Annotated in this window: 7 protein-coding genes; 4 read left to right on the top strand and 3 right to left on the bottom strand. The window is 69.0% G+C overall.

Annotation, left to right across the window (positions count from 1 at the left end; genetic code table 11):
* Positions 1 to 357: 357 nt before the first annotated feature.
* From ACH4F2_RS32965 to ACH4F2_RS32955, 3 genes are all read right to left on the bottom strand, one after another.
* Positions 358 to 1,578, bottom strand: a complete 1,221-nt coding sequence (locus ACH4F2_RS32965; RefSeq protein ID WP_398136412.1) for an MFS transporter — start codon at positions 1,576 to 1,578, stop codon at positions 358 to 360.
* A 514-nt stretch (positions 1,579 to 2,092) separates the two neighbouring features.
* Positions 2,093 to 4,882, bottom strand: a complete 2,790-nt coding sequence (locus ACH4F2_RS32960; RefSeq protein ID WP_398136411.1) for a GH32 C-terminal domain-containing protein — start codon at positions 4,880 to 4,882, stop codon at positions 2,093 to 2,095.
* A gap of 207 nt (positions 4,883 to 5,089) precedes the next feature.
* Entirely contained in the window at positions 5,090 to 8,023 is a 2,934-nt protein-coding gene (locus ACH4F2_RS32955) for a GH32 C-terminal domain-containing protein (protein WP_398136410.1), read from the bottom strand.
* A gap of 268 nt (positions 8,024 to 8,291) precedes the next feature.
* Here ACH4F2_RS32955 and ACH4F2_RS32950 point away from each other — a divergent pair, with 268 nt between their 5' ends.
* From ACH4F2_RS32950 to ACH4F2_RS32935, 4 genes are all read left to right on the top strand, one after another.
* Positions 8,292 to 9,326 (top strand): LacI family DNA-binding transcriptional regulator, encoded by a 1,035-nt coding sequence (locus tag ACH4F2_RS32950; RefSeq protein ID WP_398136409.1) that lies wholly within the window; start codon positions 8,292 to 8,294, stop codon positions 9,324 to 9,326.
* 149 nt (positions 9,327 to 9,475) lie between these two features.
* Positions 9,476 to 10,777: an ABC transporter substrate-binding protein gene (locus ACH4F2_RS32945; RefSeq protein ID WP_398136408.1), complete on the top strand. Its 1,302-nt coding sequence runs from the start codon at positions 9,476 to 9,478 to the stop codon at positions 10,775 to 10,777.
* 65 nt (positions 10,778 to 10,842) lie between these two features.
* Positions 10,843 to 11,778, top strand: coding sequence for a carbohydrate ABC transporter permease (locus ACH4F2_RS32940; RefSeq protein ID WP_398136407.1), 936 nt, complete (start codon positions 10,843 to 10,845; stop codon positions 11,776 to 11,778).
* Between the two features lies 1 nt (position 11,779).
* Entirely contained in the window at positions 11,780 to 12,652 is an 873-nt protein-coding gene (locus ACH4F2_RS32935) for a carbohydrate ABC transporter permease (RefSeq protein ID WP_398136406.1), read from the top strand.
* Positions 12,653 to 12,660: the final 8 nt, after the last annotated feature.

Below are 12,660 nucleotides of genomic sequence, written 5' to 3'. Positions count from 1 at the left end.
CCTTGGCGAGGTGACCTGGAGGTCTCCCTCTCGGGGAGCTTGACGGCGGCACTCCGATCTTCGTCCCAGGCGCCACCGTCGAAGACGTGCAGTATCTCGTCGGGGAACCGCATGGGCGACGGCGCGTTGGCGCCGTGGGCGGAGACCCCGTCGCATCGTGGCCCGGCCTCTCCTTCTGACGTTGGCCTACCTCCGCGTTCGCGATGTCGAGGCCATCGCCTCCGAGTTCGGTGTGCAGGCGAAGGACGACCTGCCCGGCGGCCTGCGGCCCCTCCGTGCCCCGGACGCTGTCGGCGAGTAGCGAGACGCGGCGGGCGCATCTGGCCGCGCCCGCCGCTCGCACCGTCGTGCGGGTCTCTATGCGTTGGCCGCCTGGACGCGGACGGCTCGGGCGCGGACCACGAAGGGCCGGGAGAAGACGGTGATGGCGATGGAGACGGCGGCCACAAAGGTGATGGCCGTGCCGGCAGTGAAGTGCTGGGCAATGCCGCCGGCGATCGCGGCTCCGATACCTTGCCACGTCATCCGGCCGGCGGACTCAACTCCCTGGATCTGGCCACGGACCGGATCAGGGGTCAGCTCCAGAAGCTGCTCCTGGAGCGGCAGGGTGGCAGCGAAACCGGCACTGGCGATGAACACCGCGCCTGTCGCCACCAGCACGGGCGGGTGGACGGCGAACAGCAGGTAGGGGGCGGCGAGCAGCAGTCGCAGGGCGAATGCGTAGCGGCGTCGCTGCTCGGCGGTGAACAACCGTCCCACAGTCAGGTCACCGAGGAGCATGCCTGCCGATCCGGCGGCAAGGAAGACGCCGGCGTGATGTGGGGCGTAGGAGATGAACAGGGCCTCGCAGCCGACGATCAGGCCGTTGGGGACCCACAGGTTCAGCAGCAGGGCGCGTTGGCCGGAGTGGGAGAAGAGCTCGGTGTTCGTCGTCCAGGTCTGGCGCAGTCCAGGGCGACGGGTCAGACGAATCGAGCGTTCCCGGACCGTCACCGCGACGATGATCAATCCACCGCCGGTCAGGGCTGTCGCGACGGCGAAGACCTCCTGCGGGCTCAGGTACCGCAACAGTGCGGCGCCGATGGCGTAGCCGAGGATGGCAGTGCCTCCCGAGGTGATGTTCATCAGCGAACGTGCCAGCGCATAGGTGGAGGCCGGCACCACCTCGGCGAGCAGCCCCATCCGTGTGCCCGTTCCCAGGGACTGGAAGAACCCCAGTACGAGGAGCAGACCGAACCGGGCGGCGAGCGACAGCCCTGGAACCGCCTGTGCGGCAACACCTACGAGCGAGACGCACTGGAGGGCGACGAGGGTCCGGCGAGGACGGCTTCCGTCCGCGACCGACATCAGCGTCAGCGCACCGAGTACCGTCGCGAAGGTGGCGCCGTACATGCTCACAGCGGTCAGGAACGGGGACTCGGTCTGCTGGTCGACCAGCGTGCCGAGCGCGAAGCCCGACAAGGTGCTCGCGGCCACCGTCAGCGTGAAGCTGGCGTACAGGCCGACGAATTCACGGTTGCGGAGCAGGTCACGGTAGGTGGTAGGAGGTGTGCCGGAGGCAGATGTGTGAGAAGGCATGAAAAAAGCCTTCGCGCGCACCCGTCCTGGGGCGCCGAAGGCTGACCGGTCGATTATAGCAAGTGCCCCAGGCCCACCATGGCCCGCATCGGACCGGGGGAGACGCGGACGCCGATGCGCACCGGTCGGACAGCACTGCACTGGCGGCGAGGTCGCGGACCGGCCGCTGGGGTAGAGGAGCCGCTGACGCGGAAGGTTCCGTCCCGCCCGGCGGGCGCGGGCACCGGCGGCGAACCCCACGTAGTCAGCCCGGCGGCACTCGCACCCGCACCCGCATCCGCGAACGCCTCACCCGCGGCCGCCGCCCGGGCGAGATCGTGCCGATGGCCACGCTCACCCACGAACTGGGCGGCGGCGGTCTCCGGCCCCAGGTCGGCGACTGCAAGCGGTCAGTTCGGACCGTGGACTGTGCGGAGCAGCCGGGCGCCCGCAGCCCCGAGCTCAGGAGCCCCGGGGCTGCAGTGACCAGGCCATGGGCCGGGCTGTCGTCCCAGTATGTGGGTGAGTGCCTGGGTCAGTCGGTCATGTTGCCCATCTCCCAGACGGTCATGGACTTGACGGTGCTGCCGTCGCCGAAGAGGCGCAGGCCGAGGGAGTCCTGGCGGAAGGGGTAGGCACGGGTGGTGATGGACTTGTGGCTGTTCGCGTACGCCTCGATCATCGAGCGGTCGAGGAACACGTCGAGGGTCAGGGTGCCGTTGGCGAGTGACAGCGGGCCCTTGTGGATGCCGAAGCCGGGTTCGGCGCTGGAGTTGTTCCCGGAGCGTGTCCGGTCGACGCCCAGTTGTCCTGCGGGGGCGTCGTAGAACAGGCGGGTCCGTTCTTCGTCTCCGGGGCTGCGGAGCACGTCGAGTCCGAACATGCCGGCGGTGCCGCGTTCCATCGTCAGCTTGATGTGGAGCATGTCTCCCTTGATGCCGGCGAGGCGGTTGTTGGCGTCGGTGAGGGAGGTCGGTTCGCTGATGTCCATGAGGGGTTCGCCGTCGTGGAGGCGGGAGACCTCCTCCACGGGGCGGAATCCGAGGTCGCCGTCGGGCCGCATGGACAGTTCGATGGGCAGGCCCGCGTTGTGCGCCCAGCCGGCGTCGTAGTGGGCGCGTTCGGTGCGACGGTCCTGGGCGATGCTGAAGACGAGGGAGCGGCCCTCGTCGTCCACCGTTCCGCTGGGGCCGGTGAAGTGGTCGCCGTAGTCCATGAGCCGGGGTTCGGTGGTGTCGGGGGTCCAGCGGCGGGCCTGGGCGTCCCAGGTGCCGACCCAGTAGTGGACGTACTTGCTGCTGTACTCGCCGGGGCCGGCGGGGAAGGCGGGGTTGATGAGCAGGGCCCGGCGTTCGCGGCCTTGGGCGTCTCTTCCGATGGGAAGGAAGGTGGGCAGCTCCCAGACCTGGCCGGTCTTGGGGTGGGCCGCCACATCACCGGTCATCAGGGGGCCCGAGTAGGTCCAGTCGGTGAGGTTCTTGGAGGTGTAGAGAAGAGCGGTGCCGCCGATGTCCTTGCCGTCGGTGGTCTGGACTCCGGAGCCCATCAGCTGGAACCAGGTGTCTCCCTCCTTCCAGACGAAGGGGTCGCGGAAGTCGCCGAAACGGACTTTGCGTCCGGCGCCGACGTTCAGGTCGGCGGTCTGGCTGGTGACGAGGGTGGGGTGCATCTTCCACTCGACCAGGTCGCTGTCGCCGGGGTCGACGGGGCGTGCGAGGCCGGTCGCCTGGTTGGGGCGCTGGGAGTCGTTGCCGGCGGTGAACAGCAGGACAGGCACGCCGTTCTCGTCGTAGGCCGCGTCGCCCGACCAGACTCCGTCGGGAGCCACGCTGTCCTCGGTGGGTGCGAGTGCGACGGGCAGGTCGCGCCAGTGGACCAGGTCCTCGCTCACCGCGTGTCCCCAGGCGATGTTGTGCCAGTAGGGGCCGTGGGAGTTGTGCTGGTAGAAGAGGTGGTACTTGCCCTTGTACTGGATGGGGGCGTGGGGCTCGTTCATCCAGTGGTTCGGGGCCGTGAAGTGGTAGCCGGGACGGTAGCGGTCACCGTCGTACCGGGAGCGGTCCATCTCCAGCCGAGCCTGGGGAGTGGCGCCGCCCGCGAAGGTCTGCACGTCCTTCTGGTGACCGGCCGTGACCGACGCCGGGGTGAGGGCGCTGTTGTGGATCTTCACCTCGTCGATGAGTCCGTTGAACATGTTGACGGCGAATGTGCCGTTGATGAGGGCGGGCTGGTTGTGACGGCCGATGATGAGGGGAACGTCGGCCTTGGCCAGCCGCGCGTCGGTCGGGACGGCGGTCCGGGCGACCTGCTCGCCGTTGAGGAAGAGACTGATCGCTCCCTCACTCGGAGCGAACACGGCCGACAGGTGCGCCCACTTGCCCGTGGCCAGAGCCGCCGGCTTCGGGACCGTCACCTCGTGCCACGCGTCGCCGGTGCCGATGCCGAACTGCCACCTGCCGTGCCGGCCGACACCGAGGGAGAAGCCCCGCTTGGCTGCCTTGTCCTGCTGGTTGACGACGGCGGACGGCTTGCCGTCGTCTCCCCACTCGAACGCGCGCGGTGCGACCCATGCCTCGACGGTCAGGCCGTCCGTGGGCAGCTGCGTCTGCGCTGCGGCGCGGGTGACCCAGGTGGAATAACCGTCGAACAGCAGGGCGCCGGAGAGCACACCGTCGGCTTCGTTATTCGGGCGCCAGAGCGGGCCGCTGTCGGGCTTGTACTGCGCGTCGTTGAAGACGTAGCTGATGGGGTCGGCGGCCTGGCTGACCTTCTCCCTGGTCGTGCTGGACCGACCCTCGGTGAAGTCCCAGTGGGCGGCGAGTCCCCGCTGGGAGGGATCGGGTGCGGGGTCGGTGCCGACGCGGACGTCGTCGAGGTTGATGTGGCCCCAGCCGCCGGTGGCCCTGTCCACGAGGGTGATGCGAAGCTGCTTGCCGAGGTGTTCGCGGGCGTCCCAGGTGACGCGGCGGTACGCCTCGTCGTCGGTTCCGGTGGCCTTGTGCAGCACGGTTCCGCCGAGGGTCGTCAGAGCCGCGTAGAGGTCGTTCTCGTCACGGCCGCCGGAGACCAGGACGCTGACCGTGCCGGTGCCGGTCAGGGTGAACGGCTCGGAGGTCACCGTCCCGGTGGCGGCGTCACCGCCCGCGGCGAATCCCCACAGGTGGTAGGAGCCCTGCTGGTTGAAGCAGCAGCCCCAGCCCCAGCCCGGGTCGTCGGTGACCGCCCCGTTGAACGCGGTGCCGGTGGTGGTCCAGCCACTGAGGTCGCCGGACTCGAAGTCGGGGTTGGACAGGCTGGTTCCGGTCGCGCCGGCGGTCTGCGTCATCAGGGGTGATGTCAGGCCCAGGCATATCGCGAGCGCGAGCAGCAGCCGCAGCAGACTGTTTCTGGTCGCGTTCGCGGTTTTCGCTGGTGCGCGGGTTCGCATACGAACCTCCGTCGGTGTGGGGTTGGGCTGATCGGGCGGAGCAGGACGCCGCCCTGGGTGCGTCACGGTCCAGGGCCGGCGTGTACGTGGGGTGGGGCTGGGGGTTCAGGAGCGCCGGACGGGGACGTTGACGTCGGCGACGTTGATGTGGCCCCAGCCGCCGTCGGCTCGGTCGACGATCTCGATGTAGATCCGGTCGCCGATGTGGGCGGAGAGGTCGAAGGCGACCCGGCGGTACTGCTCGGTGCTGCGGCCGGTGGCTTTGGCGAGTACCTTGCCGTCGTCGGCGCGGACGGCGGCTGCGTAGAGCCGGTCGGGGTCGTTGCCGCCGGACACGAGCAGGTCGATCCTGCCGTCTCCGCCGAGGACCACGGTGGCAGAGCGCAGGACGCCGGTGGCGCCGTCGCCGCCTGAGGAGGGGTTGAAGCCCCACAGGTGGTGGCCGGCCGGGTCGCGGGCGGTTTCGGCCTGGTAGAAGGGGCCGCCCCACCCCCAGTCGGTGCGGGTGGTGACGTTGGCGTCGCTGAAGGTCGTACCGGAGACGACGGTCCATCCGGTGAGGTCGCCGGTGGCGAAGTCGTGGTTGGGCAGTGCGTCGACGTCTGTTGGGCGGGGCGGGTCGTACGCGGCCGGGGCGGTGGGTGTGTCGTAGGCGCCGTTCATGCGCCAGACGTCGAGGGACACCACATGGGGCGCTCCGCCCTCGCTGGTCAGGCGCAGGCCGGTGGCGTCTTCGCGAGTGGGGTAGACGCGGCTGGTGATGCTGTTGGTGCCGTTGACGTACGCCTCCAGCATCGATCGGTCGAGCAGGACCCTGAGTGTGAGGCGCCCGCCGTCGAGTTCCACGCTGCCGCCGTGGACGCCCTTGCGGACGTCCGGGTCGAGGCTGGAGCGGCTGCGGTCGATCAGGAAACGGCGCGCGCCGGTGTCGTAGGTCAGCAGGGTTTCCTCGGTGCCTTCGGCACAGGCACGGACCGCCAGAGTGATCGTTCGCGCACCGTTGGGTTCGATGACGGCGCTGATGTCCAGCAGGTCGCCGCCTACGCCGGCCAACCGCCGGTTCGCTTCGGCGAGGGAGGTCTGCCGGATGCGGGCGAGTCTCATGCCGCGCAGACCGGCGGTCTCGGTGATCGGTTCGACCGCGAGGGATCCGTCGTGGCGCAGGGAGACGGAGACGGGCATGCCGGCGTTGTGGGCCCAGCCGGACTGGGCGTGTTGCTGCTCGGTGCGGCGGTCCTGGGTGATGCTGAAGACCACGGAGCGGCCGTCGGGGGTGACGAATCCGGAGGGGCCGGTGAAGTGCTCGCCGAAGTCGAACTCGCGGGGCTCGTCGTGGTCGGGCACGAAGCGGTGCTCGCGCTTGTCGAAGGCGCCGATCCAGTAGTACGTGTGCTTGACGGCGTTCGGGTTGAACCCCTCCCACCACGGACAGATCAGCAGGATGTGCTTGCCGGTGCGTCGGCCGCGGGGGCCGGGGAGCGGGAGGAGCACCGGCAGCTCCCACACCTCACCGGGCCCGGGCGTCGTGGTGAGGTCGTTCCAGTACAGGGGGCCCTGGTACGTCCACGGTCCCTCCGGGCGGCGTGCGGTGTAGACGAGCGCGGTTCCGCCGTGCTTGCGGGTGACCCGCGCGCCGTCGTAGTCGACGATGCCGCTGCCGACGAGCTGGTACCAGACGCCGTCCTCTTCCCAGACGAACGGGTCGCGGAAGTTCTCCGCCCACGCCGTTCCCGGGCCGGCCGGCAGATTCGCCGGGGCTTCGGTGACCGGCTTGGAGCGCATCGTCCAGGTGGGCAGGTCGGTGTCGCCGTCGGCCGGGTAGGCGGACACGGCGAGGCCGGTGCGCTGGCGGTAGGGCAGGCGGTCGTCGCCGCCGGTGAAGAAGAGGACCGGTCCGCGGTCGCCGTCGACGCAGGCTGAGCCCGACCAGATGCCGTCCGGGCCGACCGAGTCCGCGGCGGGGGCGAGGGCGAGGGGGAGGTCGCGCCAGTGCACCATGTCGGTGCTGACGGCGTGCCCCCAGTGGATCTGACCCCAGAACGGTCCCAGCGGGTCGTGCTGGTAGAAGATGTGGTACTTGCCCTTGAAGAACACGGGTGCGTGCGGCTCGTTCATCCAGTGCCAGGGCGGCAGCATGTGGAACTGGGGGCGGTGCCGGTCGCCGTCGAAACGGGCCCGGTGGGGGGCCAGGTCCGGGCGGGGCACGCGGTGGCCGGGCAGGGCGGCGACCTTCTCGGCGTGTTCTCGCTGTGCCGTTGTGTCGTCCAGGGTGCCCGGGCGGATCGCCACGCTGTCCATGAGGCCCATGTACATGTTGGCGTGGAACTCGCCGTTGAGCAGGGTCGGGCGGTTGTGCTTCCCGATGAGGAGGGGTTCACCGGGCACCGGTGCGGGGGCCTTGTCCGGGGTGGCGGCGGTGCCGATCAGGTGGCCGTCGCGGTAGAGGCGCAGCTGGCGGGCTGCGGGGTCATAGGTGGCCGTGACGTGGCTCCACCTGCCCTTGGCGGCCGGCCGGTCCGGGGCACCCCCGACCTCGACCAGGTCGGTGCCGAAGCCCAGCTGGAAGACGATCTGCCCGAAGCGGCGCAGGCCGAGCAGGAAGCCGGTCCTGGCGCCCGGGTCGTGCTGGTTGACCAGGGCCTGGGGCTTGCCGTCGATGCCGTGCTCGTATGCGTAGGGGGCGATCCACACGTCGATGGTCATGCCGCCGGCGATGTCGAGCTTGCCCGGCCCCTCGGCGGTGACGTAGGTGGAGTAGCCGTCGAAGTACAAGGCCCGGCCGCTCACGCCACGGCGGCGCACGGGGTCGCTCTCGGGCTTGTAGCGGGCGTTGTCGAAGACGTAGCCGACGGGGGTGGCGGAGCCGGAGACCGCCTCACGGGCAACCGTGCCGGTTCGCTCGTCGAAGTCCCAGCGGGCGGTCGGCTTCTGAGGGCCCGACCGGCCGCCGGCTGCGGAGTGAGCGGGAGTGAACGAGAGCGGTACGACGGCGCCGCCGACGGCGGTGGATACGACTCTGAGCGCTGTTCTTCTCCTCATGCTGCCTCCTGGGCTGCGTGACGGACGGCGCCTGCCGGCCTGCCAATTCGATTTAGGTGATGGGTCGGCATGGTTCGCGCGTCGTCTCCGCTAAAGCAAGAGCTAACGCATGCGAAGTTCAACTTTCCGCTGCCCAGAGGCGCATAAATCGCTACATAAAGTCACTGTTATGCAGGCGAGATGTCCGGGGTGTTGACAGCGCATGACAGGTGGAGCACTCTCATCGCGTCTTGCTAATCCGATTTAGCCGAGCGGAGCTGATCCACTGATGTCCGAACGCCGCGTGACCATGGCCGACGTTGCCCGCGAGGCGGGCGTGTCGCCGACGACCGCGTCGTTCGCCCTGTCCGGCCGCACCGACATGCGCATCTCCGACGCCTCCCGGCAACGGGTCCTCGAAGCGGCCAGACGGCTGGGTTACCGTCCGAACGTCACCGCACGCAGCCTCCGCACGAAGTCCACGCAGACCATCGGGCTCGTCTCGGACCGGATCACCACCACGCCGTTCGCCGGCGATGTCATCCGCGGCGCCATGGAGGCCGCCCGCGAGCAGGACCACCTGCTGTTCATCACAGAGGCCGACGGCGACCGCACCGCCGAATCGTCCCTGGTCCACGCGCTACTGGACCGCCAGGTCGACGCGGTGATCTACGCGACCATGTTCACCCGGTACGTCACTCCCCCCAAGGAGCTGTTCGGACGCCGTGTGGTGCTGCTGAACTGCCTGGCCCCGGGTTTCGACGCCCCCTCCGTCGTCCCGGACGAGCTGGAGGCCGGCAGGGACGCGGCCCGCGCCCTGCTCGCGGCCGGCCACTCCCAGGGCATCTGGGCGATCGGCGGCCACCAGGCGGTCCCGGCCACGCCCGAGGGGATCATCGCCGGCAACGAGCGCATGCGAGGCCTGGAGGAAGTACTGCGCGAGGGCGGCGCCCATCTGGCCGGTGTCATCGAGTGCGACTGGGACACGCTGGACGGCTACCGGGAGGTCACCGCCCTGCTGGCGGCGGGGACCCGCCCCCGGGCACTGGTATGCCTGGCCGACAGGGTGTCCTTCGGCGCCTACCAGGCGCTCGGTGAGGCGGGTCTTTCGGTGCCCGGCGACGTGTCGGTGATCTCTTTCGACGACCAGGACATCGCGTCCGTGCTGCGTCCGGCCCTCACCACGCTGAAACTGCCGCACTACCAGCTCGGTCGCCTCGCCGTGGAGTTGATCCTGCGAGGCGGGCCGCTCGAAGCGGCCGTCCACCGTGTGCCCATGCCGCTGAGGGAGCGCGCCTCCCTGAGTGCCCCCGCCGGGGAGTGACACCGGCACCCGAAGACAGCCGTCCCGACGCCCGCTCCGATCACTCCGGCGCAGGCGACGGGACGGCCACCAAGAACAGCGACCGTCGCAACCGGTCGCCAAGGGCGGGTCCTGCAAGACCCGCCTCCGTGAGATGGAGGAACCTCGTGGTGTTCAGAACAAGGCACCTCGCGCTTGCGAGTGTAGCCGCAGCCGCGGCGACCGCGCTCGTCGCCGGGTGTGCGTCCGGCACTGGCGGGAGCTCGTCCGGAGCCAGCGGCGACACGCTGACCCTGTGGACGCACAACGCCGGCAACTCGGCCGAACTCGATGTCGTCAAGAAGATCATCAAGGACTTCAACGACTCCCAGGACAAGTACACGGTCGAGCTCCAGTCGTTCCCGCAGACCGACTACAACAACTCCGTCGTGGCCGCCGCCTCGGCGCGCAAGCTGCCCTGCCTGCTCGACGTGGACGGCCCCAACGTGGCGAACTGGGCCTGGGGCGGCTACCTGGCCCCCATCGACGTGACCGGCAGCGAGGTGCCGGTGAAGGACCAGCTCGCCAGCACCGTCGGAACGTACAAGGATCAGCTGTACTCCTTCGGTTTCTACGACGTCTCCCTGGCCTTCTTCGCCCGCGCCTCCGTCCTGAACGAGCACGGCATCCGCATACCCACCATGGACAAGCCCTGGACCAGGGGCGAATTCGACGCCGCGCTGGCCAAGCTGAAGAAGAGCGGCAAGTTCACCTACCCCTTGGAGATGGGCACCGGTGGCACCGGCGAGTGGTGGCCGTACGCCTACTCCCCGCAGCTGCAGAGCTTCGGCGGCGACCTCATCGACCGCGACGGCTACGAGACCGCCTCCGGCACCCTCGACGGCAAGGACTCCGTCGAGTGGGGCAACTGGTTCCGCTCGCTGGTGACCAAGGGCTACATGGCGAAGAAGTCCGGAGCCGACCCCAACAAGGACTTCCTGGCCGGCAAGAGCGCCATTCAGTGGGACGGCAGCTGGAACGCGGCCAAGAACGCCCAGAAGCTCGGCGACGACCTGGCGATCATCCCACCGGTCGACTTCGGCAACGGGCCCAAGATCGGCGGCGCCTCCTGGCAGTGGGCCATGAGCTCCACCTGCTCCAACAAGGACGGCGCGCAGGAGTGGCTGAAGTTCTCCCGCCAGACCAAGTACTTCGTCGACTACGCCGAGGCCACCAGCACCATCCCCGCCACGGACACCGCCGCGCGACAGATCGCGGACTACCAGCCGGGCGGCACGTTCGAGGTGCTCGTCCAGTTCGCACGCGAGTACGCCACGGTGCGTCCGGTCACCCCGGCCTACCCGTACATCTCCACCGAGTTCCAGAAGGCGGCCCAGGACATGCTGGCCGGCGCCGATCCCGAGGATGCTCTCGGCCAGGCCGCGAAGAACATCGACAACAACCTGAAGTCGAACAACAACTACTCAGGCTGACCCGCCCCGGTCCGGTTCGGTCCCCGACCGCGCCGTCCGAACCGGACCGGCTCCCTGGAGATACCGTGACCACCAAGACCGCAGCTCCCGAGCGGCTGCGTCCGGTCCGGCGAACCCGAACGACCAACGCCCGTCGCCGTGAGAGCTTCACCGCCCTCGGCATGGCCACCCCGGCCGTCGTGCTGCTGATCGTCTTTCTCGTCGTACCGGTCGCCCTCGCCTTCGCCCTGGCCTTCACCGACGCGAGGCTCATCTCGCCCACCCCGGCCCGCTTCGTGGGCCTGCGCAACTTCACCCAGCTCTTCGAAGACCCGGTCTTCTACAAGTCCCTGCGCAACACCGCGTACTTCGCCGCCGTCGTCGTCCCGCTCCAGGCCGGCCTCGCCCTGGCCCTGGCGCTGCTCGTCAACGCGAAAGTACGGGGCGTCAACTTCTTCCGCACCGTCTACTTCCTGCCGGTCGTCACCTCGATGGTCGTGGTGTCCCTCCTGTGGACCTTCCTCTACCGGAAGGACGGCCTGGTCAACCACGTCATCTCGACACTCACCCTCGGCCACTTCCAGGGCCCGGACTGGCTGGGCGACCCGGCCACCGCGATGCCCGCCATCATCCTGATGTCGGTGTGGCAGGGCGTCGGCTTCCACATGGTCATCTGGCTGGCCGGCCTGCAGACCATCCCCGCCGAGCTGTACGAAGCCGCCGAAATCGACGGCGCCACATCCTGGCACCGCTTCCGCCACGTCACCTGGCCGGGACTGCGTGCCACCCGCACCTTCGTACTCGTCACCATCACGATCGCCGCGTTCAGCCTCTTCACCCAGATCAGGGTGATGACACAGGGCGGCCCGCTCGACTCCACCACCTCCGTCGTCTACCAGGCGGTACGCACCGGCTACGACCAGCAGCAGACCGCCTACGCGGCAGCCATCTCGCTGATCTTCTTCGTACTCGTCCTGACCGTGTCGCTCGTCCAGCGCTTCCTGACCCGGGAGAAGGACTGACATGACCTCCCTCCTCAAGCGGCTCGGCGGTCACGCCGGCCGCATCGTCCTGGCCCTGGCCTTCGCGCTGCCGCTCCTCTTCATGCTGGTCTCGTCGTTCAAATCGGACGACCAGATCTTCGGCGACCTGGGCTCACTGCGTGCCTTCCTGCCGGTCGGAGCCCTGTCGCTGGACAACTACACCGACATGTTCGAGCGGGTCCCAGCTGCACGGTTCCTGCTGAACTCCGTGCTGATCTCGTCGATCACCGTGGTCCTCGGCATCGTCGTCAACAGCCTGGCCGCCTTCGCGCTCTCACGAATGCGGTGGCCCGGCCGCAAGCTCGTCCTGACCGTGGTCATCGCCACCCTCATCGTGCCGTTCGAGACCTTCGCGCTGCCGCTGGTGTGGTGGGTCAACCAGCTCCCGCTGCTCCGCGTGAACGGCTTCCACCTGGAGTGGACCACCGGCTGGATGGACACCTACCAGGTGCAGATCCTGCCGTTCGTCGCCAACGCCTTCTCGATCTTCTTCTTCCACCAGTTCTTCCAGAGCATCCCCAAGGAACTCGACGAAGCGGCGACCATGGACGGCGCCGGCTGGTTCACCGTCTACCGCCGCATCGTGATGCCGCTGTCCGGTCCGGCCGTCGCCACCGTCGCCATCCTCACCTTCCTGCCCGCCTGGAACTCCTACCTGTGGCCGCTGATGGTCGTCCAGAGCGAGGAACTGCGACCGGTGATGGTCGGCATCTCCTACTTCTTCCAGCTGAACGTGGGCTGGGGCCAGATCATGGCCTACGCCTCCATGATCACCGTGCCGATCCTCGCCCTGTTCGTGGCGTTCCAGCGGTCGTTCGTCAACAGCATCGCCTCCACCGGCGTCAAGGGCTGACCCCCGTA

The organism is Streptomyces sp. NPDC017890 (assembly GCF_044328675.1).
Classification (GTDB): domain Bacteria; phylum Actinomycetota; class Actinomycetes; order Streptomycetales; family Streptomycetaceae; genus Streptomyces.
The sequence above is the reverse complement of the archived record's forward strand: the minus strand, read 5'-3'. Positions and strand labels throughout refer to the sequence as shown.